Origin of the sequence: Salmonella sp. 32082101201600294FB01SM01 (assembly GCF_017572865.1) — a bacterium.
Lineage (GTDB): Bacteria > Pseudomonadota > Gammaproteobacteria > Enterobacterales > Enterobacteriaceae > Salmonella > Salmonella enterica.
On sequence record NZ_JAGESB010000001.1, the window covers coordinates 1,389,122 to 1,411,524 of the forward strand.

General features: G+C 50.5%; 21 protein-coding genes and 5 pseudogenes. 8 read left to right on the top strand and 18 right to left on the bottom strand.

The features are described 5' to 3' along the window. Window positions 1–74: 74 nt before the first annotated feature. Window positions 75–788 (top strand): SDR family oxidoreductase, encoded by a 714-nt coding sequence (gene bdcA / locus J4645_RS06735; protein ID WP_023214952.1) that lies wholly within the window; start codon window positions 75–77, stop codon window positions 786–788. Window positions 789–878: 90 nt separating this feature from the next. Here bdcA and J4645_RS06740 read toward each other — a convergent pair whose 3' ends face one another. After that, window positions 879–1,748 (bottom strand): aldo/keto reductase, encoded by an 870-nt coding sequence (locus J4645_RS06740; RefSeq protein WP_023215452.1) that lies wholly within the window; start codon window positions 1,746–1,748, stop codon window positions 879–881. A gap of 276 nt (window positions 1,749–2,024) precedes the next feature. Then, window positions 2,025–2,930: a LysR family transcriptional regulator gene (locus J4645_RS06745; protein ID WP_023214668.1), complete on the bottom strand. Its 906-nt coding sequence runs from the start codon at window positions 2,928–2,930 to the stop codon at window positions 2,025–2,027. Between the two features lie 118 nt (window positions 2,931–3,048). Between J4645_RS06745 and J4645_RS06750 the strand changes: the two genes are divergently transcribed. Further along, a complete protein-coding gene (locus J4645_RS06750) occupies window positions 3,049–3,978 on the top strand; it encodes an aromatic alcohol reductase (protein WP_023214667.1) in 930 nt (309 codons plus the stop codon). A gap of 59 nt (window positions 3,979–4,037) precedes the next feature. Here the strand turns inward: J4645_RS06750 and J4645_RS06755 are convergent, their stop codons facing one another. Further along, complete coding sequence (locus J4645_RS06755; RefSeq protein WP_023214666.1) at window positions 4,038–5,651, bottom strand: peptide ABC transporter substrate-binding protein; 1,614 nt, start codon at window positions 5,649–5,651, stop codon at window positions 4,038–4,040. Window positions 5,652–5,840: 189 nt separating this feature from the next. Here J4645_RS06755 and mpaA point away from each other — a divergent pair, with 189 nt between their 5' ends. Further along, complete coding sequence (gene mpaA, locus J4645_RS06760; RefSeq protein ID WP_000219104.1) at window positions 5,841–6,569, top strand: murein tripeptide amidase MpaA; 729 nt, start codon at window positions 5,841–5,843, stop codon at window positions 6,567–6,569. On the opposite strand, the gene ycjG is transcribed toward mpaA, so the two are convergent. Further along, window positions 6,544–7,509 carry an L-Ala-D/L-Glu epimerase gene (gene ycjG / locus J4645_RS06765; protein ID WP_001258075.1) on the bottom strand — a complete coding sequence of 322 codons (966 nt, stop codon included), beginning with the start codon at window positions 7,507–7,509 and terminating at the stop codon, window positions 6,544–6,546. The two genes, mpaA and ycjG, sit on opposite strands and share 26 nt — an antisense overlap. Before the next feature lie 115 nt (window positions 7,510–7,624). Here ycjG and tpx point away from each other — a divergent pair, with 115 nt between their 5' ends. Further along, entirely contained in the window at window positions 7,625–8,131 is a 507-nt protein-coding gene (gene tpx, locus J4645_RS06770; protein WP_000084401.1) for a thiol peroxidase, read from the top strand. 89 nt (window positions 8,132–8,220) lie between these two features. Here the strand turns inward: tpx and tyrR are convergent, their stop codons facing one another. The 8 genes from tyrR to pspA all read right to left on the bottom strand — a co-directional run bounded on the left by tyrR (window position 8,221) and on the right by pspA (window position 14,456). Continuing rightward, window positions 8,221–9,762 (bottom strand): transcriptional regulator TyrR, encoded by a 1,542-nt coding sequence (tyrR, locus tag J4645_RS06775; RefSeq protein ID WP_001235493.1) that lies wholly within the window; start codon window positions 9,760–9,762, stop codon window positions 8,221–8,223. Window positions 9,763–9,909: 147 nt separating this feature from the next. Next, the gene (locus tag J4645_RS06780; protein WP_001294472.1) at window positions 9,910–10,971 is read right to left on the bottom strand and encodes a TIGR01620 family protein; all 1,062 of its coding nucleotides are present in this window, start codon (window positions 10,969–10,971) and stop codon (window positions 9,910–9,912) included. Continuing rightward, complete coding sequence (locus J4645_RS06785; RefSeq protein ID WP_000825860.1) at window positions 10,968–12,365, bottom strand: YcjX family protein; 1,398 nt, start codon at window positions 12,363–12,365, stop codon at window positions 10,968–10,970. Before J4645_RS06785 ends, J4645_RS06780 begins: the two co-directional genes overlap by 4 nt. A 148-nt stretch (window positions 12,366–12,513) precedes the next feature. Continuing rightward, complete coding sequence (gene pspE, locus J4645_RS06790; protein WP_000913432.1) at window positions 12,514–12,828, bottom strand: thiosulfate sulfurtransferase PspE; 315 nt, start codon at window positions 12,826–12,828, stop codon at window positions 12,514–12,516. Between the two features lie 75 nt (window positions 12,829–12,903). Then, window positions 12,904–13,122: a phage shock protein PspD gene (gene pspD, locus J4645_RS06795; protein WP_001097607.1), complete on the bottom strand. Its 219-nt coding sequence runs from the start codon at window positions 13,120–13,122 to the stop codon at window positions 12,904–12,906. Window positions 13,123–13,144: 22 nt separating this feature from the next. Then, window positions 13,145–13,504: an envelope stress response membrane protein PspC gene (gene pspC, locus J4645_RS06800; protein ID WP_000508941.1), complete on the bottom strand. Its 360-nt coding sequence runs from the start codon at window positions 13,502–13,504 to the stop codon at window positions 13,145–13,147. Next, the gene (pspB, locus tag J4645_RS06805) at window positions 13,504–13,728 is read right to left on the bottom strand and encodes an envelope stress response membrane protein PspB (protein WP_001274953.1); all 225 of its coding nucleotides are present in this window, start codon (window positions 13,726–13,728) and stop codon (window positions 13,504–13,506) included. The genes pspC and pspB overlap by 1 nt, the downstream gene beginning before the upstream one ends. Window positions 13,729–13,787: 59 nt before the next feature. Beyond that, window positions 13,788–14,456 carry a phage shock protein PspA gene (gene pspA / locus J4645_RS06810; RefSeq protein WP_000511000.1) on the bottom strand — a complete coding sequence of 223 codons (669 nt, stop codon included), beginning with the start codon at window positions 14,454–14,456 and terminating at the stop codon, window positions 13,788–13,790. A gap of 170 nt (window positions 14,457–14,626) precedes the next feature. Here pspA and pspF point away from each other — a divergent pair, with 170 nt between their 5' ends. From pspF to sapB, 3 genes are all read left to right on the top strand, one after another. Continuing rightward, complete coding sequence (gene pspF, locus J4645_RS06815; protein WP_001543112.1) at window positions 14,627–15,607, top strand: phage shock protein operon transcriptional activator; 981 nt, start codon at window positions 14,627–14,629, stop codon at window positions 15,605–15,607. A gap of 111 nt (window positions 15,608–15,718) precedes the next feature. Beyond that, the gene (gene sapA / locus J4645_RS06820) at window positions 15,719–17,368 is read left to right on the top strand and encodes a peptide ABC transporter substrate-binding protein SapA (protein WP_001241628.1); all 1,650 of its coding nucleotides are present in this window, start codon (window positions 15,719–15,721) and stop codon (window positions 17,366–17,368) included. Further along, window positions 17,365–18,330: a peptide ABC transporter permease SapB gene (gene sapB, locus J4645_RS06825; protein WP_000583298.1), complete on the top strand. Its 966-nt coding sequence runs from the start codon at window positions 17,365–17,367 to the stop codon at window positions 18,328–18,330. The genes sapA and sapB overlap by 4 nt, the downstream gene beginning before the upstream one ends. A gap of 230 nt (window positions 18,331–18,560) precedes the next feature. Here sapB and J4645_RS06830 read toward each other — a convergent pair. The 5 genes and pseudogenes from J4645_RS06830 to J4645_RS06850 all read right to left on the bottom strand — a co-directional run. Next, window positions 18,561–18,863: pseudogene (locus J4645_RS06830) on the bottom strand (recombinase family protein); the annotation flags it as partial. A 233-nt stretch (window positions 18,864–19,096) separates the two neighbouring features. Next, window positions 19,097–19,192: pseudogene (locus J4645_RS06835) on the bottom strand (holin); the annotation flags it as partial. Window positions 19,193–19,250: 58 nt separating this feature from the next. Then, window positions 19,251–19,676, bottom strand: coding sequence for a subtilase family AB5 toxin binding subunit (locus tag J4645_RS06840; RefSeq protein ID WP_000727928.1), 426 nt, complete (start codon window positions 19,674–19,676; stop codon window positions 19,251–19,253). Between the two features lie 31 nt (window positions 19,677–19,707). Next, window positions 19,708–20,141 (bottom strand): annotated as a pseudogene (locus tag J4645_RS06845) (pertussis toxin-like subunit ArtA); the annotation flags it as partial. A 207-nt stretch (window positions 20,142–20,348) separates the two neighbouring features. Beyond that, window positions 20,349–20,513: pseudogene (locus tag J4645_RS06850) on the bottom strand (recombination protein NinG); the annotation flags it as partial. Window positions 20,514–20,983: 470 nt separating this feature from the next. Between J4645_RS06850 and J4645_RS06855 the strand changes: the two are divergent. Then, window positions 20,984–21,706: a hypothetical protein gene (locus J4645_RS06855; protein ID WP_001629330.1), complete on the top strand. Its 723-nt coding sequence runs from the start codon at window positions 20,984–20,986 to the stop codon at window positions 21,704–21,706. 334 nt (window positions 21,707–22,040) lie between these two features. On the opposite strand, the pseudogene J4645_RS06860 reads toward J4645_RS06855, so the two are convergent. Next, a pseudogene (locus J4645_RS06860) lies at window positions 22,041–22,395 on the bottom strand (Arm DNA-binding domain-containing protein); the annotation flags it as partial. Between the last annotated feature and the right edge of the window lie 8 nt (window positions 22,396–22,403).

The following is a 22,403-nucleotide window of genomic DNA, read 5'->3' on the forward strand; positions in this document are numbered from 1 at the left end:
TACATAACTCCTTGACGGCATGATTTCATTACGCATATTGTAGTGGTTACTACAATATCATAAAGGACATCCTGATGACGCTATTTCGCAACAAATCTGTACTGGTTTTAGGGGGAAGTCGTGGTATCGGCGCGGCTATTGTACGACGCTTTAGCGCTGACGGCGCATCGGTCGTTTTCAGCTACGCCGGATCGCGTGAAGCCGCCGAAAAACTGGCAGCAGAAACCGGTAGCACCGCCATCCAGACGGATAGCGCCGATCGTGATGCCGTCATCAGCCTCGTGCGTGAGTACGGACCGCTGGATATTCTGGTCGTCAATGCGGGCATCGCTCTCTTCGGCGATGCGCTGGAACAAGATAGCGATGCGATAGATCGTTTGTTCCGAATTAATATCCATGCACCTTACCATGCGTCAGTCGAAGCAGCCCGCAACATGCCGGAAGGTGGACGCATTATTATTATCGGTTCCGTGAATGGCGATCGGATGCCCGTACCGGGAATGGCCGCGTACGCCGCCAGTAAATCAGCCCTGCAAGGGCTGGCGCGCGGCCTGGCCCGTGATTTTGGCCCCCGCGGGATTACGATAAATGTGGTGCAGCCAGGCCCCATTGATACCGACATCAATCCGGAAGATGGCCCCATGAAAGAGCTGATGCACAGTTTCATGGCGATCAAACGACACGGAAGACCTGAAGAAGTGGCTGGAATGGTGGCATGGCTTGCCGGCCCGGAAGCCTCTTTCGTCACCGGCGCGATGCACACCATCGATGGTGCCTTCGGCGCCTGACGGCCAGGCGAATATCACACGGTTGCCGTCTACGCTCCGGCAACCGTGTTAGAAGCTGTTCATGCGAGAAAACATCCGCAAGCGCCGGGATCAATCGTGGATTTTAACGCCAAGACAACCGCGAACAAATTCAGGATTAAAATGCTTCACCGCTTCGCCAACGTAGCCTAAATCAAGGGCGTTGATTTGAGCCATTTCGTTATCCGTTAGTGAGAAATCCCAGATGGCAAAGTTCTCTTCAATACGTTCCTGTCGAGTGGATTTAGGAATAACCGTGACGCCACGCTGCACGTTCCAACGCAGGACAACTTGCGCGATGGTTTTTTGATGGGCATCGGCAATCCTTTGAAGCATGACATTTTCATACGGTTTATGTCTCCCGCCGCCTAACGGTGCCCACGCTTCAGGCTGAACGTTATAATGCTTCATGGTTTCCAGCGCGGCGGGTTGTGCAAAGTATGGATGCAATTCGACCTGGTTTACCATTGGCGTAATTCTGACGGTTTCACCGAAGTTGGCTAACACATGCGCATAGAAGTTGGACACGCCAATGGCTTTTAGTTTACCGGCTTCATAAGCGTCTTCCAGCGCGCGCCACGCGCTAAAATAATCGCCCATTGCCTGATGCAATAAATAGAGATCAAAATAATCTAACCCGGATTTTTTCAGCGATGCTTCAATACCTGCTTTGGCCAGATCGTAGTTAGCCATATCTTGCACCCACAGTTTAGAAGTAATAAATAACTCCTCACGGGTACACAGACCTGTCGCGATGGCTTCACGAACAGCGCCACCAACGGCATCTTCATTGCCGTATACCGCAGCGGTATCGATAAGACGATAACCGCTGCGAATAGCGCTTAACACTGACTGCTGACATTCTTCTTTGTCGGTTACCTTAAAAACGCCAAAACCCACCATAGGCATTTTAAGGTTGTTACTTAATATTGAATATTCCACGCTAAAGCACCCTTTCGTTGTAAAGACGCCATGATAAGAGCAAAAGACAGGTACAATGAGTATTGTTAAATCCGATTATATTTATACAAAAAGTTCATTAATAACAGTTGTACAGATTTTTTATTGCATCCAAACGTTCAGTGCTTGCTATATCCTCGCCGTGTAGCACCTGTTTGATAATGCCTTTTACTTATGCGTCAAAAACCAGTACCGTCATTTTGACCGTCTGTGAAAAAGTTTTCTGAACAGGCAATGCGATATCCGGAATAATATTTTTTAGCGAAGAGGCTCCGGCTGGCTCAGCGCCGTTTTGCACCAGTCATAAAAAGCGCGTACCGCAGGCGGCAGAAACCTGTTTTGCGCATAGACCAGCGCAAGCGGCAAATCATAAGAATGGTTGTCCATGCAGGTCACCAGCGCCCCGCTGCGCAGATACGGCGCAACCAGATAGCTGGCGACGCGAATTAACCCCAGCCCCTGTATTCCGGCCTGAATATAAGCGTCCGTATCATCGACAACCAGCGTCTCCTGCACCCGCATCGCGTAATCCTCCCCCTCACGCGTAAAAAACCAGTCGGTGGTACGCCCGGTGCGGTGGTTCAGGTAGCCGACCGCATGGTGTTTTTGCAGATCATCTAAATTTTCAGGGCTACCGTAACGCTCAATGTAAGTGGGCGATGCTGCTATCACCCAGTTAAAACTGGCGAGCGGACGGGCAACCAGCGTGGTGGAATCATCGATCCTGCCGGCCCGAATCACACAGTCATACCCTTGAAGGATAATATCCTCCACGCTATCGCTGGAACAAAGTATCAGCTCCAGCTCCGGATACTGGCGCAAAAAGGCCGGGAGCGTGGGAATAATGCAATGTCGGGCGAGAGATTGCGGCATCCCCACTTTAAAACGCCCTTTGGGTTGTGCCGCCCGGCCGGGAAATGACGACTCCATGGCCGCGATATCTGCCAGCACTCTTTTGCACTCTTCGTAGTAACGCCGCCCCTCTGCGGTCACACTAAGTTTGCGAGTTGTACGTTGCAAAAGCTGAATCTTAAGCCAGGATTCCAGTTCTTTAACCACCCGCGATACCGTTGAGCGCGGCACGCCCAGCACTTCGGCGGCTCTGATAAAACTATGGGTATCCACTACGCAAACATAGACCTGCATCGCTTCCAGCTTGTCCATTTTCCCCCCGCCAATTATCCCATTTATCAGAACAGTCTAACCCGTCTTCGGCGTCTTATCGAACGCAGATCCCTGACGTAATCTCTATCTACAGGTGAACCAACACAGAGAGGGGCAAATGAAACAATCCAATAATCAGGTGGGTGAAAAAGTATTGGTGCTGGGCGCGGGACAACTGGGGGCGTCAGTGCTGGCGTCGTTGGTTCCGGCGGTCACACAGCGTAATGGTTCCGTTAGCGTTATTGTGTCAGGGCGATCCAGGGATAAACAGAGCAAACGACGTTCCAGCATTCATCAACAACTGGCAGATGCCGGTGCGCGGTTTATCCCGGTCGACATCGCGGGCAGTTCGGTTGCAGCGTTAAAAGATCAATTCCACGGTTTTGATACGATCATCAATTGTATGGGGTTTGTCGCCGGTGCGGGTACCCAGATAAAAATCACCCGCGCGGTACTGGAGGCGGGCGTTAAGCGCTATTTCCCCTGGCAGTTTGGCGTGAATTACGATGTGGTCGGCAAAGGCAGCGGCCAGCCGGTGTGGGACGAACAGTATGACGTCAGGACGCTTTTGCGCGAGCAAAACGTCACAGAGTGGGTGATTGTTTCAACCGGTATATTTACCTCTTTTCTCTTCGAACCGGCCTTTGATGTGGTCAACTTAGCCAAAAAAACCATCAATGCCCTCGGCGGATGGGAAATGCAGGTCACCGTCACGTCGCCTGCGGATATTGGTCGCCTGACCACTGAAATTTATCTGCATCAGCCGCGTATCACTAACGAAGTCGTCTTTGTTGCGGGGGAAACGACCTCTTATGCAAAACTGGCGGAAACGGTCGAACGCGTGACGCAGCAAACCTTTACCCGAGGCGTATTGACGCTACCTGACTTACAGGAGCAGCTCCGTTTACATCCGCATGACCCAATGCTGCGCTATCGCGTTGCCTTCGCGCGTGGTGACGGTATGTGGTGGCCGATGAGTGACACCTGGAATGCACAACATCATCTGCCGACACAGGATATTGCCGCCTGGCTGAAAACACACCAATGAGAACGGCGGCATCAGGCGGCGGGCGTGGTTACCTTTCATCAAAAGGTAACCAGTACGCATCAGTGCTTCACAATATACATTGTACGGCTATAGGCCACATCTTCCGGGTTAGTAATGGGGTATCCCTTTACCCACGGTTTAATTAACCGGCCATTGGTATACTGATAAATAGGCGCTATAGGCGCTTGATCCGTTAAAATTTTCTCCGCTGCATTGTAATCCGCGTTACGCGCTTCGGCGGTATTTTCCATCGTCGCTTGCGTCAGGATTTTGTCATAATTCGGATTAGTAAAGCGTGAAATATTCCCCGTATGCGTGGACGTTAATAAGGATAAGAAAGCCGACGGTTCGTTGTAATCCCCCACCCAGGAGGCGCGAATAACATCAAAATTACCGGTATTCCGGCTGTCGATATACGTTTTCCACTCCTGGTTTTGCAATTTCACATCCACCCCCAGATTTTTCTTCCACATTGACGCCACCGCAATCGCGATTTTCTGATGGTTTTCTGAGGTATTGTAAAGCAGGGTTAATTTAAGCGGCTTCTGCGATCCGTAGCCTGCTGCACGCAGCAATGTTTTCGCCTGGGCATTAAGTTCTTCCTGGCTCATTTGTTCAAACGGTGAAGGATCGGGCTTAAATCCTGCCGTGACATCCGGTGTAAAATGCCAGGCCGGTTTTTCACCGGTACCTAAGACTTTTTCCGCCATCAAACGGCGATCAATGGTCATACTTAGCGCCAGACGAACGCGGGAATCCGCCGTCGGCCCTTTCTGCGTATTAAACGCATAATAATAAGTCCCTAATTGCGGCGGCGTATAAACTTGCCCTGGAATATCCTTCAATAATTTCTGGTACATATTTTTAGGGAAAGATTCGGTGATATCAATATCACCGGCAAGATAACGTTTCGTCGCAGCCGACTCCTGGTTAATGGGTAAAAATGTCACTTTTTGCAGTACCGTTTTCGCGTTATCCCAGTAATGCGTATTAGGCACGACCACCAGTTTTTCATTTACCACGCGCTCTTTAAGCACATACGCGCCATTGCCGATCAGTTTTCCCGGCTTCATCCAGTCTTTACCGCTTTCAACATTCGCTTTTTGGACCGGATAAAAGGCAAAACTGGCGGTCAGACTGGCAAACCAGGGCAACGGCTTGTCAAGCTGAATACGCAAAGTGTGCGCGTCCACGGCACTGACGCCAAGCTGATCCGGCGTGGCTTTACCGTCGATAATGGCTTGCGCATTAGTGATGCCAGCCAGAGCGGCAAACCAAGCGAAGGGGGAAAGCGTTTTGGGATCAACGAGACGTTGCCAGCTATAGACAAAATCCTGGGCGGTCACCGGCGTTCCATCGGCCCATTGCGCATTATCCCGCAACGTAAACGTCCAGATACGATTATCATTGCTCTTCCACTGGCTGGCGACGCCAGGGATAATTTCACCCTTTTCGTTCTGGTTAACCAGCCCTTCAAATAGATCGCGGATCACCTGAATTTCAGGCAGCCCAACGGCTTTCGCTGGATCTAACGAAGCGGGCTCATCTTTGATATGACGCACCAGTTCTTGTTTCTCTGCCAGTACCGTTCCACCGGGAACATCCGCAGCATATGCCAGGGAAAAGCTGCTAACCAACAGCGCACAACAGGTTACTGAAACAGAATGCCTCATAGAAGTTCCTCAAAGATGAGTTAAATAACAACGTAATTATTTGTTTCAGCAGAAAGAAATGCAATTATCTTCCGCCAGAAAGTTGATATCGCGCCATACAAGAGGGTAAATAGAAACCATTTGATAATCGGCGGGTTTTACACAACACTACGATGATTACCCTACTGGTCTCAGCTTCGGGAAACATGTATGACTGTCACCCGCCCCCGTGCCGAGCGCGGCGCATTTCCGCCAGGCACTGAACATTATGGACGTTCGCTACTAGGCGCACCGCTAATCTGGTTTCCGGCGCCTGCCGCCGATCGCGAAAGCGGCCTGATACTGGCTGGCACCCACGGGGATGAAACCTCATCCGTGGTGACGCTCTCCTGTGCGTTACGCACCTTAAATCCTTCCCTTCGCCGTCATCATGTCGTACTTGCCGTTAATCCTGATGGCTGTCAACTGGGATTAAGGGCAAATGCAAATGGCATTGATTTAAACCGTAACTTTCCCGCCGCCAACTGGAAAGCGGGTGAAACAGTTTATCGCTGGAATAGCCGCGCGCAAGAGCGTGATGTCGTGCTGCTAACCGGCGACCATCCCGGCTCAGAACCGGAAACCCAGGCGCTTTGCCAGTTAATACATCGACTCCAACCCGCCTGGGTCGTCTCTTTTCACGATCCGCTAGCCTGCATTGAAGATCCACGTCGCAGCGAGCTAGGCGAGTGGCTGGCCGATGCGTTTGCGTTGCCGCTGGTGACCAGCGTTGGTTACGAAACGCCCGGTTCGTTTGGCAGCTGGTGCGCCGACCTCAACCTGCACTGCATTACCGCCGAGTTTCCCCCTGTTTCTGCCGATGAAGCCAGCGAAAAATACCTGCTGGCTATGTCGAATCTGCTCCGCTGGCATCCTAAAGATGGAGTTGACCCGTCGTAAAGCGTAGCGCGGGCTCAACATCAACCGCCAGCCATGTTGGGCCATCAAGATCGGCGAAGCTCACCTGCGGCATAAGCGGCAGCGCGGCGCTAATCGCTCTTGATGTACAGAGCATACAGCCCAGCATCAGGCCGAATCCTTGCTCCCGCGCCTCCGTTGCCAGCGCCAGCGCCTCGGTCAGACCGCCGGTTTTATCCAGCTTAATGTTAATCATATCGTAGCGCCCCGTCAGGGCTTTCAGACTACTGCGAGTATGGCAGCTCTCATCTGCACAGATGGGCAACGGATGAATAAAATTTTCCAGGGCGGCGTCATCCTGCGCGGGCAGCGGCTGCTCCAGCATCGCGACATTCAGATCCGCCAGTAACTGACAACGCGCCGCCAGCCCCTCCGGACGCCACGATTCATTGGCGTCCACAATGAGCGTCGCCTCCGGCACCGCCGCGCGGATCGCCACCATACGTTCGCTAATCAGACGAGCATCGAGTTTGATTTTCAGCAACGTCGCCCCTTTTTCCCATAGTGCCGCCGCACTGGCTGCCATCTGTTCCGGCGTGCCTATCACTACCGTTTGCGCGGTAGTAAAAACCGGGGACAGCGTCACGCCGAGCAGCCCGGCAAGGCTTTGCTGCCGCTGGCGGGCCTGCAAATCCCATAAGGCGCTATCCACCGCGTTGCGCGCCGCGCCTGCCGGCAACAGTTTCTGCAATGCTTCGCGAGTCAGCCCGTTTTCCAACTGAGGCACAATACTCATGATTTGCGCCATGACCGAGGCATCACTTTCACCATAACGTGGATATGGCGTACATTCCCCGATGCCTTTTACGCCCTCTTCTTCCAGTTCGACAACGACAACATGCGCTTCGCTTCGGCTACCACGCGCAATAACGAAAGGCGTATGCAACGGCCAGGTTTCCTCATATACCTTAACAGATCTCATCTCTTCCCCTCTGATAGCGCCGGACGCGGCTTGCTACAAATAGTATTTGCCGTGTTAATGAATAATGACTTAAACTGGATTTCGACGTTAACTATAAGTAAATAGGAACATAATTATGTCACAGACTGTACATTTCCAGGGTAACCCGGTCACCGTTGCCAACGTTATTCCGCAGGCTGGTAGCAAAGCACAGGCTTTTACTCTTGTCGCAAAAGATTTGTCTGACGTTTCCCTCAGCCAATATGCAGGCAAACGCAAAGTGCTGAATATTTTCCCAAGCATTGATACTGGCGTATGCGCCGCATCAGTTCGTAAGTTTAATCAACTGGCCACAGAAGTGGAGAATACCGTCGTATTGTGCGTTTCTGCTGACCTGCCTTTTGCACAGTCGCGTTTTTGCGGCGCGGAAGGCCTGAGCAACGTTATTACGCTTTCCACTCTGCGTAATAACGAGTTTCTGAAAAACTACGGCGTCGAAATCGTTGACGGCCCGCTGAAAGGTTTGGCGGCGCGCGCAGTCATCGTGCTTGACGAAAACGACAACGTTATTTTCAGCCAGTTGGTGGATGAAATCACCCACGAGCCGGATTACGACGCCGCGCTTAATGTCCTGAAGGCATAAGCCAGCGACTGCTGGCGCTACGTTTGTCAGTGCTACAGGCGGTGCTCTTTTGTCACAAGAAGGCCTCTATCCAGAGGCCTTCTTTTTTTCTACTCTTCACCCTTCTTCTGGCTCAGACCATATTCACGCAGCTTATTGGCAATCGCGGTGTGCGATACCCCCAACCGTTTCGCCAGTTTACGCGTACTCGGATAGCTACGATAAAGCTGGGTCAGGACAGAACGTTCAAAACGACTGGTAATGTCATCCAGCGAACCTTCCATCGCATCTTCGCCGACTGCCACCGTCGCGGCATCGTAGTCAGGCAGCAGGATATCCTGCGGACGCAGCTCATACCCTTCCAGTTGCGTCAGCGCCCGGTAAATCGCATTTTTAAGCTGGCGAACGTTACCCGGCCAGCCGTAACGAGTGAGGACCGTACTCAGATCGGCAGACAGTTTCGGTCGCGGAACGCCCTGTTCGTCGGCAAAACGCGCCACGAACAGTTCGGTCAACGGCATAATATCCTGCGGACAATCGCGCAACGGCGGCAAATTAAGCGTCAGAACGTTAAGTCGATAATAGAGATCTTCGCGGAACAGTCCTTTTTGCACCAGCTCCACCAGATTTTTCTGCGTGGCGCAGATAACGCGGACATCAACATGAATTTCGTGATCTTCGCCGACGCGACGGAACGTACCATCATTGAGAAAACGTAGCAGCTTCGCCTGCATACGCGGCGACATTTCGCCAATTTCATCCAGCAGCACCGAACCGCCATTCGCCTGTTCAAAAAAGCCTTTTTTACCTTCCGGCGCATGGCCAAATAGTTCGCTTTCTACCGCATCTTCCGGGATTGAAGCGCAGTTGAGCGCCAGATACGGCTTCGCTGAACGAGGGCTTGCCTGGTGACAGGCATAGGCGAAAAGATCTTTGCCGGTTCCCGTATCGCCGGTAATCAGCAGCGGCGCACTGAGCATCGCCAGTTTGCGCGCCTGCTCAACAACGTGCTTCATCTTTGCGCTCACGGCAATAATCTGACTAAACGCGCTCAGATCCTGCGTGGACAAATTCTGTAGCTGCTGCCCCATACGAATCGTGGAACGCAACATCACGACCGCCCCGGTCAACACGTATTCGTCATTTTCGTTTTGTAAATGTACCGGCGTAATCTCCATCAGGAAGTTTTGCCCGTTGATCACGACATGTTCGTTATGGGAGCTTTGCGGGTTACCGTCCAGCCAGCGCTGAAAATTGAAGCCGTTGATTAATTGTGCGGCGGTATGGTGCCGCATTCGCTCCTGGCTCTGGGCAAAAAGCTGACAACTCGCCGGGTTCGCCATCTCCACTTTACTCTTCATATCCAATGAGAGCACCGGCTCCGGCAACGCCTCAAGCAGCGCGCTCAGGGCCAGATGTTCACGTTCGGACGGCATCCAGGGAACGGTACGGACATCCGTTACGCCGGAAATACGGCGGATTTCGGCCATCAGGCTGCTGAAGTCGGTGAATTCCAGCTCAGCAAAATTAAGATAAATTCGCCCAATGGGATCAATCTCGATTCCGCGTAAATCAATGCTACGTAACACCAGTAAATCAAGTAATTCGCGGGTCAGACCAAGTCGGTCTTCACAAAAGACTTCCAGACGCATGGGAACCTTCACCTGAATAATGAACCATTAAATAGATGATAAGCCACTATTCGGCTGGCAGGAAGGATTCTGTCAACAAATATTGACAGCATGACGGAAAAACGGGCGCTGCGGCGTAAAGCCAGGCAGTCAGCGCCCTGTGGAAGGTCATTTCTCAGGCGACGACTTACTCTTTTGTAACGTCTCTTTTAGCTGACCGATAAGCTGACGACGAAAATCACCGAGACGTGGTTTATCGTTATCGATCCACGGCAATGGTCGACATAGCTCCATCGCTTTTATTCCCAGTCGAGCGGTAAGGAGACCTGCGCCAATCCCCTGTGCCGCGCGCGTGGACAGGCGTGCGGCCAGATCCTGAGACATCCAATCCATACCGACTTCACGCACCAGCTCACTGGCTCCCGCGAACGCGATATTCAGCAACACCAGACGGAACAGACGAAGGCGGCTGTAATAACCAAGTTCAATGCCATACAGCGTTGCGATACGGTTAATCAGGCGTAAATTACGCCAGGCAATAAATGCCATATCCACCAACGCTAACGGGCTGACGGCGATCATCAGAGTCGATTCCGCGGCGAAACGGCTAATCTCACGTCGCGCCTGCGCGTCAAGTACCGGCTGTACCAGATGCGCATACAAACCGACGATTTCCCTGTCGTTTTGCGTTTCGTGAATAGCGGCATACCAACGTTGTAATGCCGGATGTGATTGATCAATCCCCGCCTGCTGCGCCAGTTTTTCGCAAAATGCGCGACCTTTCCCGACGCTATGGCTATGTAACAGCTCACGCGCTTCATCCCGCTCATGCGCCCGCTGGCGCAAGCGCCATAATCGCCGCCACTCCGTGACCACCGATCCCACGCCAGCGCCAACGATCAGCGCGCCTGCGGCACAGCCGCCTAAAGCGACCCAGTCCTGAGTTTGCCAGGCATTCATTGTCCACTGTACGCCTTGCCCGACCACGCTCGCGCCAAACAGCGCCAGCCCTCCCATCACCATTTTACGCCACAGGCTGCGTTTGGGACGCAGCGCGGCATCGACCGCCGCTTCTGCCACGCCTTCGTCTTCCGGGCGCTCATCGATAGCTGCAGGCGCAAATGTACGCGACTCCGCTTCGCTGAAAGTTTGCTGCGCTTTGAAGGCCGACGTAGGTTCCTCCTTTAGCGGTTCTGCAAAATCAATACGCGGTTTTAACGGTTCGCTCATCGCAGCTTATCTCCTATTAAAAACTCCAGCGCAGCGTCCAGACGAATATGCGGTAACGGTTTATCAACATCCATCACCTGCGGACGAAAGGCTTCGAACTGAAAACCCTGACTATCCCAAAACGCTTGCCCCGGCAAACGCGAAGGCACTTCGCCGGGGTACACGGTTAACGGCGCGCCGTCACTCAAACGGTTTCCACGTAAAGCCGGGATTTTTTCACCGTTGACCTCAATCACGCCGCTGGTGGTCGCCTGTACCGACGCCAGCCCCAGGCAATCCATACTAATGCCTTCAAACGCGGCATTTTGCCAGGCATCCTGAATAAGTTGCTGGAGCAAGGCCACCATATTGGCATGTTGGTCGAGGGTGACATGGTCGGCTTTCGTCGCGGCGAACAGCAATTTGTCAATCACCGGCGAAAACAGGCGGCGAAACAGAGTTCGCTGACCATAGTGAAAACTTTGCATCAGCTGCGTTAAAGCGAGACGCATATCATTAAACGCCTGCGGCCCGCTATTAAGCGGTTGCAGACAGTCGACCAGCACAATCTGGCGATCAAAGCGTAGAAAATGATTTTTGTAGAACCCCTTGACCACTTTTTCGCAATAGTAGTTAAAGCGTTCGCGCAGCATTCCAGCGTTGGTCTGCTTATCCGCCTGCGCCAGTTTTGACTCGCCGAAGGCGTCCACATCCGGCCACGGGAAAAACTGCAACGCTGGCGCGCCCGCCATATCGCCCGGCAAAACAAACCGTCCAGGCTGAATAAAGTGCAATCCCTGCGATTTACACTGATGCAAATAATCCGTCCAGGCGGCGGCAATCTCCGCCAGCCGGTTTTCATCGGCGGGCGCCAGCGGATCGAGTCCGTCGCAAAGTTGCCGCCATTTTGCGGCCCACTCAGCGCGTTGTCCTTGTAACAAGCCGTTCATCTGACGGGACCAGCTTAAATAATCCTGAGCCAGCATGGGCAGATCGAGTAACCATTCCCCTGGATAGTCCACAATCTCCAGATACAATGTCGAGGTATCTTTAAAATGGCGCAGCAGCGAGTCGTTTGAGCGATAGCGCAACGCCAGCCGAATCTCACTGACGCCGCGCGTCGGTGTGGGCCAGGCGGGAGGATTGCCATAAAGCTGAAGTATCCCCTCGTCGTAGGTAAAACGGGGAATACCAAAATCACGTTGAGGCACGCGCTTTACGCCAAGCAGGCGTTCTTCGCGTACCGCGCTGAGCAACGGTAAGCGCGCGCCCGCGTGGACATTAAGCAACTGGTTAACCATCGCCGTGATAAACGCCGTTTTGCCGCTGCGGCTCAACCCGGTTACGGCAAGTCGCAAATGCCTGTCTACCCCACGATTGACCAGCGCGTTGAGTTCAGTTTTAAGTCGCTTCATTGACATCCTGTTGAGCCTGAAGAGAAGAAAAAATAATAACGAGCCTGCGTTATAGATATGTGCAAAAACGTTATTATCAACTACCCGGAGAGATCAACAACGGCGCATTAAGCGCCGCGGTTAGTATGAGTATTGAGCAATAGATTATCTATTTTTTTACTTTCGGCATATCAAGACGACTGATGCCGCCCATATTCATCGCGTGCGTATACCCCATATCAAGCAACATTTGTTTTGCCATGCCCGACTGTCGTCCGGAGTTGCAATATAACTTTACCGTATCGTTCCTGTCTGGAACTACCGTTTCGATATGAGATTTAATCTCCTTCAATGGGATATTAATCGCGCCCTGAATATGCTCACGCTGATATTGTTCCGGAATGCGGACATCTATCCAGTATTCTGCGGCATAAAGCGGCATGGCTACGAATAACGCTAACGCAAATATTCCTTTTTTCAACATACTTCCGTCCTGACACGTAATGTATTTCGCACACACTATACGCCAGAGCTTAACGAAATATTATGACCAGACTCGCTATTTGTAACGCTGCGAAATTTTATTCGCCGCCTTACGAAGTACTGGCTCCAGCGCAAACGCCAGCAACATTTTTAGCGGACGACGGGCGACGGATTTTACCGCCCATCCCGCCACGCCGGCAGGCCCGTAGCGTAACGCGGTCAACAGAACCAGCTTACCTGCTATTTTGAAGCCGGGCTTTACCTTCTGCCCGGCGCGTTGCCAGCGAGTATTCATCTTCACCTTCCCGATATAACACTTAAAGTTGACGGAAACGACTACGCAGTGTGAACGTATCTGACGTGACGTAGCGTTCCATTTCTCGCAAACGCTTTTCGCCTGCGGCAAGCTCTCTGTCTACGGTATCCAGCAGTTCGCCGCTGGTCGGCTGCGGTTTGCCTGCGGCCAGATTATCCGGCATAGGGTCCATTACAAAAGACAGAACGATATAGGCCACTACGGTAAAAAACGCCAGCCCAAAGAAAATCGACAGCACGACCAGAATACGTACCAGTTTTACCGGTACATCAAGGTAGTCGGCGATCCCAGCGCAAACACCCCGCACCATGCCCTTTTGCGGCATACGCCATAGTTTTTTATTAAGATTTATTCCACCCATTAGCGCTCTCTCCAGTTCGGATGCTCTGCATCAAGAATGTCTTCCAGCGCCTGAATGCGCTCGCGCATACGTTGCGCATCGTCTGTGAGTTGCAGTAAGCGTTGCTGCTCGCTTTGCGAAAGTTCTCCCCGACCGGCGCGGTTGCTGTAATGCAGCCACAGCCAAATCGGTAACACAAACAACACAAAAATGGTTAACGGGATGGCCAGAAATAGCGCGCTCATGCGTTCTCCTTACACCTAAAGCTGATGAGCGACGGCGCGTACCGGCGCCGCCATTGTCATTATTGATTATCTTGCTTCATTTTGGCTTTCAACTGTGCCAGCTGCTCGCTGATTTCATCATCGGCTTTCAGGTTGGCAAACTGTTGGTCCAGCGATTGCTGCTTACCAAAACGATGGCTTTCCGCTTCCGCTTCCATTTGATCGATACGACGTTCAAAGGATTCAAACCGCGCCATGGCTTCATCCAGTTTGCCGCTGTCAAGCTGACGACGGACATCGCGGGAAGAACTCGCCGCCTGATGACGCAGCATCAGCGCCTGCTGGCGAGCGCGTGTTTCGCTGAGTTTGTTTTCCAGCTCGCCAATCTCTTTCTTCATGCGCGCCAGCGTGTCATCCACCAGCGTCACTTCCTGTTCAAGCGTAGCAATTAAATCGGTCAGCTTTTGTTTTTCAATCAACGCGGCGCGCGCCAGATCGTCTTTATCTTTGCGCAGAGCCAGTTCCGCTTTTTCCTGCCACTCGGTCTGCTGAGCCGTAGCCTGTTCAATACGACGGGATAACTGTTTCTTTTCCGCTAAAGCACGCGCGGAGTTCGAGCGAACCTCCACCAGCGTATCTTCCATCTCCTGAATCATCAGGCGCACCAGCTTCTGCGGATCTTCCGCTTTTTCCAACAACGCATTGATATTGGCGTTCACGATGTCGGCAAAACGAGAAAAAATACCCATAATTCAATCCTCACATAATGTTCTGATAACGGGCGATGCCCTGCTACATGATTAATACAATTTGCGTGCCAACTTTTCATGCGACTGATAATAAAGAAATTGTTTCGTTTTACCTCGCCAGCAAAAAAGGATAAAGTGGTGAAAAACACTAACAAGTGGCGATTTTCATCATGGCTGAATTTAAAGATAACCTGCTCGGCGAGGCAAACCGTTTTCTTGAAGTACTGGAACAAGTCTCCCGGCTCGCGCCGCTGGATAAGCCAGTGCTGATTATTGGCGAACGCGGTACGGGTAAAGAACTTATCGCCAATCGCCTGCACTATCTCTCTTCACGCTGGCAGGGGCCGCTTATCTCGCTTAACTGCGCGGCGCTTAACGAAAATCTGCTGGACTCCGAACTGTTTGGTCATGAAGCGGGCGCTTTTACCGGGGCGCAAAAACGTCATCCCGGTCGCTTTGAACGCGCCGATGGCGGCACGCTGTTTTTGGATGAACTGGCGACAGCGCCGATGCTGGTACAGGAAAAGCTGCTGCGGGTGATTGAATATGGCGAGCTAGAGCGCGTCGGCGGCAGCCAGCCGTTACAGGTTAATGTGCGATTAGTATGCGCCACCAATGCCGATTTACCCGCCATGGTAAAGGAAGGAACATTTCGTGCCGATCTGCTCGACAGGCTGGCTTTTGATGTTGTACAACTGCCGCCGCTGCGCGAACGCCAGAGCGATATCATGCTGATGGCCGAGCATTTTGCTATTCAGATGTGTCGTGAACTACGTCTGCCCTTATTTCCCGGTTTTACCGATCGGGCAAAAGAAACGTTGTTGCATTACGCCTGGCCGGGTAATGTCCGCGAGCTGAAAAACGTAGTCGAACGTTCAGTGTATCGCCACGGCAGCAGTGAACATCCTTTGGATGAAATTGTTATCGATCCTTTTCAACGCCATCCCGCCGAACCACCCGCGCCCGCCCTGCCATCGGCAACCGCCACGCCCGACCTGCCGCTCAAGTTGCGGGAGTTTCAACTGCAACAGGAAAAAGCGCTGCTGCAACGTAGCTTACAGCAGGCGAAATTTAACCAGAAACGAGCCGCCGATTTGCTGGCACTCACTTACCACCAGTTTCGCGCCTTGCTTAAAAAGCATCAGCTTTAGCTATTTCTCCGGCTAATTGACGACATTTACGCCAGTTATCCACCGACATTTTTACGTGGCGGGCCGAAGTGCGATACACTTTGCAAATTGAACTTCAAAAACTTAACTATTATGCGCCTGGTTTTATCGTCTCTGATCGTGATAGCGGGTCTACTGAGTAGTCAGGCTACGGCTGCGACTGCGCCCGAACAAACTGCGAGTGCAGATATTCGCGATAGCGGCTTTGTGTATTGTGTCAGCGGGCAGGTCAACACCTTTAATCCGCAAAAAGCGAGCAGCGGCCTCATCGTCGATACCCTGGCCGCCCAGTTATATGACCGCCTGTTGGATGTCGATCCCTATACTTATCGTTTAGTCCCAGAGCTGGCAGAAAGCTGGGAAGTGCTGGATAACGGGGCAACGTACCGTTTTCACCTGCGCCGCGACGTTTCCTTTCAAAAAACCGCCTGGTTTACGCCGACCCGAAAACTCAATGCTGATGATGTTGTCTTTACCTTTCAGCGGATTTTCGATCGTCGACATCCGTGGCATAACATTAACGGCAGTAGCTTCCCCTACTTTGATAGCCTACAGTTCGCCGACAATGTAAAAAGCGTGCGTAAGCTGGACAATAACACCGTTGAGTTTCGCCTGACGCAGCCAGACGCCTCCTTTTTATGGCATCTGGCCACACACTACGCTTCCGTCATGTCCGCTGAGTACGCCGCGCAGCTTAGCCGAAAAGATCGTCAGGAACTGCTAGACCGCCAACCGGTCGGCACCGGGCCTTTCCAGCTTTCGGAGTACCGTGCCGGGCAGTTTATTCGTCTCCAGCGCCACGATGGTTTTTGGCGCGGCAAACCGCTGATGCCGCAAGTAGTAGTGGATTTAGGCTCCGGCGGTACCGGGCGTTTATCAAAATTACTGACCGGTGAATGCGATGTTCTGGCCTGGCCCGCCGCCAGCCAGCTAACTATTTTACGCGACGATCCGCGTTTGCGCCTGACGTTGCGCCCGGGGATGAATATCGCCTATCTGGCCTTTAACACCGATAAGCCGCCGTTGAATAATCCCGCAGTGCGCCATGCGCTGGCCTTATCGATCAACAACCAGCGCCTGATGCAGTCGATTTATTACGGCACGGCAGAAACCGCAGCCTCCATTTTACCGAGAGCCTCATGGGCTTACGATAACGATGCCAAAATTACGGAGTACAATCCGGAAAAATCGCGCGAACAGCTAAAAGCGCTGGGCATTGAGAATCTTACGCTGCATCTCTGGGTGCCGACCAGTTCTCAGGCCTGGAACCCAAGTCCGCTAAAAACGGCGGAGCTTATTCAGGCGGATATGGCGCAGGTTGGCGTAAAAGTGGTCATTGTGCCGGTTGAAGGTCGTTTTCAAGAGGCGCGTCTGATGGATATGAATCACGATCTGACCTTATCCGGCTGGGCCACGGACAGCAACGATCCGGATAGCTTTTTCAGACCGCTGTTAAGCTGTGCAGCCATCAATTCGCAAACCAATTTCGCCCACTGGTGTAACCCTGAATTTGACAGCGTGCTGCGTAAAGCACTGTCGTCGCAGCAGTTGGCTTCGCGCATAGAAGCGTATGAGGAAGCGCAGAATATCCTGGAGAAAGAGCTGCCGATACTGCCGCTGGCATCATCACTACGCCTGCAGGCTTACCGCTACGATATTAAAGGGCTGGTGTTAAGCCCGTTCGGCAATGCGTCTTTTGCCGGCGTCTCCCGCGAAAAACACGAAGAGGTGAAAAAACCATGATTATCTTCACCCTGCGTCGGTTATTGCTGTTGCTGGTGACGCTATTCTTCCTGACCTTTATCGGCTTTAGTCTGAGCTATTTTACGCCGCACGCGCCGCTACAAGGCGCATCATTATGGAATGCCTGGGTTTTCTGGTTCAATGGTCTGCTGCACTGGGACTTTGGCGTGTCCAGCATTAACGGCCAGCTGATCTCCGAACAGCTTAAAGAGGTGTTTCCCGCCACGATGGAGCTGTGCATTCTCGCCTTTGGTTTTGCGCTGATGGTCGGCATCCCGGTCGGGATGCTGGCTGGCGTGACGCGTAGCAAATGGCCGGATCGTTTTATCAGCGCGCTGGCGCTATTAGGTTTCTCAATTCCGGTTTTCTGGCTGGCGCTTCTGCTCACACTGTTCTTTTCGCTCACGCTGGGGTGGCTGCCGGTATCCGGGCGATTTGACCTACTTTATGAAGTTAAACCGGTTACCGGTTTCGCCATCATTGACGCCTGGATTTCAGATTCGCCGTGGCGCGATGAAATGGTGATGAGCGCCATACGACATATGGTTTTACCGGTGCTCACGCTTTCCGTCGCGCCGACCACAGAAGTGATCCGCCTGATGCGAATCAGCACTATTGAGGTCTACGATCAGAACTACGTTAAAGCGGCGGCCACGCGCGGCTTGTCGCGCTTTACGATTTTACGCCGTCACGTGTTGCATAATGCGCTGCCGCCGGTCATTCCCCGTCTTGGCCTGCAGTTTTCAACCATGTTAACGCTGGCGATGATTACCGAAATGGTTTTCAGCTGGCCAGGGCTGGGACGATGGTTAATTCACGCCATTCGTCAGCAGGACTATGCCGCTATTTCCGCTGGCGTGATGGTCATTGGGTCGCTGGTTATTGTGGTCAATGTGATTTCCGATATTTTGGGTGCTATGGCTAACCCTCTGAAACATAAGGAATGGTATGCCTTACGATAAGAAACAATAAAAATATCATTAAATCAAAAAGTTATGCTTTTATTTTTGTGATAAGTTCGTTTTTTAGTACACAAATATATACACTTTGTTTTCTACTTTCTCCGGCAGTCCATGCTTCGATGATGATTGCCGGAGATTTATCTTCTGTATCAGCGCCTCCGGGTTTCACTACGTATCGCTACCTGCTGTCGCGGTACGCCAGCCCCAATCAAACGCCCGGCCTGCGCCTATTGTTCCAATGTTAGTTTCGGTCGTCGGCCACCATTACACCCCCTCTCCCTTGTCGCTTCCAGTCCAGCGCGGGTTCTTTCCACAATCAATTCACGTTCCATTTCATCGAGTGTGCCCATGACATGAAAGAAGAATCGCCCCATTGGCGTCGACGTGTCTATGCTGCTGTCGGTCAGGCTGTGGAAATTAACGCCGCGTTCGCGCAATTCTTCTACCAGAACGACCAGATGACGCATACTGTGACCCAGGCGATCAAGCTTCCATACAACCAGTGTGTCCCCTTCTGATAACGTCCTGACTAAAAGGAGCAGGCTTCACGGGCTGGATTTATCCAACAAAGCGCGTAGTGAGTGTTTCCCGTGAGGCTGAATACGAAAAAGGCCACGTAAATGCGCAGCCTTTATGGTGAGAGTTCTAATCTTAAGAGGCACTCCATCAAACAAACCACCCACAATTGTCAGAAGCTTGAAGGAGTGCTTTGGGGTGACAGTATCTGCGGCATTGTTGCCACGAACAACGTTCCCGCAAATGCTCAAAATACAATCCCAAAATCCGCTCCAGTAAACAGTCTGAATATCGTTGCCCCACAGATCGCTACAGCCATACAGGAACCTGATAAAGGTTCAGACATAATCGTCTCACCAACAAGATTAAGCCTGTTCTTTAGAGCGTTTAATACCCAGCAACATTTAATTTGTCAACATAGGCCCCATACAATAACTTGATGAGCTACAAGTAGTTATCGCAATTAATTCCCTGGAAGAGAATGCACTTTTGAAATCGGGGTCGCGCCAAACATTCTCTTTATAATATATCCTTACATCCCCCCCTGTTGTATAATAATACTTTGCTATATTTAGCATGTTATCAAACCCCTGTTTATGATTCCCGTACACATCCACTTTACACATGGCATTGACACTAATAGCCTCACTCCCGCGCTTCAGTTCGATACAAAAAAACTGAGTTTCCTTATCCCCTGACGTATACACACCATAAGACAGGTTTTTAATCTGAACATTACTCACATACGTATCATAATCAGCCATAGCTGCATAACAAACACTGGATAATGACGCAAGAGCAAGAGTCAGAACCTTTAATTTCTTTTTCATAATCCACTCCAACAATATTTACCATACTTGCATTTCTCTCGTAAACAAGCTCAACTGCTTCATGGATATTTTCAATTGGGATAGAATTTACAGATACATACTCACTTTGTAACCGCATCATCACTCGCTCAAAATGACCAAACTGGATACCACATAACTCAATATAAGCAACAGACGGCGGAAGGCTGTAGAAACTATTGTCTGCACGGATTCTGTATCTGTACAACCTGCCGCTAAATGTTGCTCTGGAGTAATATAATCGTGCTATATTATAAGACTCATTAATATCTGAGATAGTCGCAATATAGTACTGTCTCGACTACCGGATGCACAGGAGTCATCTCTTATATGTTGCTGAAGATTCCTGTTATTACCGTGCGAAGCAAAACCATCCCGAAAAATCACATCTGAAGGTCTCGAGTCAACACGATATACAAAATCAACGGCACTTGCATAATCAGAAAAACACTAAAAATAATATTACTTTTTTATCATACCCCCTCCCACAGAAACTATCAGGCAAACCACCTAATGTGTTAAACCGAGTGCTAACCATAGCTCAGTCATACTTTACGTCTCGCTGGATAAAATTAGAAAAACAAACCTCCCTGGTTTACGGGCACGAAAATCCCCGTAATCACACAATGCCTATCCTTAAACTGCGGCGTTCGCCTGGCGTTCGGCTTTATCCGTCTGATATTTATCCCTGATACGCCTGGCACGCAGTTCCAGCGCGTAGATAGCGCCATGTTCAGGACAGCACCAGACAACGTTGCTGTAAGCAGGAGAAAACCATTCCCGGCAAACTTTGCATTTACGGCGCGGTAATTTAGCCATGCTCACCTCAGACCCGGTTACGGATATAGCATCTAATAACGTTAGATTATGCATGCGTAATAATTCATAGCATATTTATATTAATGTAAATAAAATACAGTCAACAGATTTCTCCAATTTTATTATATATAAACAGAGGCTTACGTTGAGTAATAACAAGATCATACAATCCCGCACCAGTAAAATTAATGTAAAAATAGGCGTAATCATGTATTAATATTGACTGGACAGCAGGTAAGTGATAACAAATAAATATTAAAAAGTAAATATCACATAATAACCATTATCACTACATGAGAGGTGAATATGATGAAACCTATTTCTGCCGCGATTCTCAATATTAGAGGGACAGCCCCCGGCACTGCCACTTCGGAAATGGCGCAACTAACCTAGCCAAAGATATTATTAGGGTAGCTAATATTGCTTATAATATTTCACAGGTTGAGCAAAAAAGTGGTTTCTTGTTAGTAATGGGAGAGAAAGGCTTCAACAAATCGGCTTGCCTGCATATGCTGGGACAACAAATATCCAGAGTTTTTTCTGGGAAGCACTTATATCCTGGTGTTTTTATAAGTAAAGACGCAGCGTCCGAATTTGAAAAAACAATCAGCACTCATTATAAAACTCTTTCGAGTCACATTGATCTGCAACAATACACTAATGATGTAAATTGCGGAGCAGCTGTAGGTATTGTTGCACGGCAGCAAGAAAACCTCATACTAGATGAGATCACATTAAGCACGTTTAAAAAGGTCTATATTACCGGTCATGGTGCAGCAGGCACTAATGTTCTAGCCAGTGGCGACTCTGTTTTTTCTGCAAAACAACTGGTTGATATTCTGGTTGCTAATAAAGTTTTAGAGGTTATAAAGGATATAAGGATTAGTAGTTGTTATTCCGCAGATAAAAGAGAGCCTAATAGTTTTAAAAAGGAGGACATAGATAAAGCGAATAGAAATGCTGGTTTCTTTGAACGAATGGTGTTTGGAGAACGTGATACTTTTATAGAGAGGGTTGCTAATGAGATCTGGAGTAGAGGCTACATAGATGTCAAAGTTTCTGGTTACCATGGTGCTGGTGTATTTTATGCTGGTGAAATCCCATTTACACATCTTAGAAGCACGACGATCCCGCCAACTATCACTGTAAAAAGAAAGTCCGTAAGAGTAACGCTGGAAAGTCCTATAGATTAAATCATAAACTCAGCTCTATTACTTTTGGGTAGATCAAGGGGGTTATCATCAAAATTATATTTTTGTTAATGTTTTTGCGATATTGTAAACTGACAGTTACTGTATAAATAATCGGTAACTGTCAGCTCACATCTGAGCTAATAAATATAATTCCCCCTGCTGACCCGCTGCAGCGGTTTAAGACGCAACACCCCATGCCGGAGTATTCCGATCTGTCTTATTGTGAACCTCCCAGAGACTAATACCGCAACATCCTGATCGCGCCATACTCCGAACTGGCGCCAGCCGCCACTGTCGGTCTTAATGACCCTGGCCCAAATTCCGTACAGTGCTAAAACTTCTCCCAGTAGTCGTATGTTCTTTTACGGTTAACGCTTCTGTTTTTTTCTTCTTCTCCAGTACCATCTGGCGACGAGGATCGAGTCCCTCAGTTAACCATGATCTAAAGTACTGACGGCGTTCCCTGGCATGAGATAGTGATATGGTTGGATAATCGCCAATCGTCAGTTGAGCAGCGTTCCCGTTCCATCTGTATCGGTAAAAGAATGTTATACTGCCGGATGTAGAGAGCCTGACATTGAGACCATGAGCGTCTGAGATGACCTTGATTTGGTCTCTTTTTTTGCAGGAGCCTTTCTTAATTTTGTATCGGCAAGCAATGTGTACACTCCATGAGAGGATATGCACATTAGTTTAC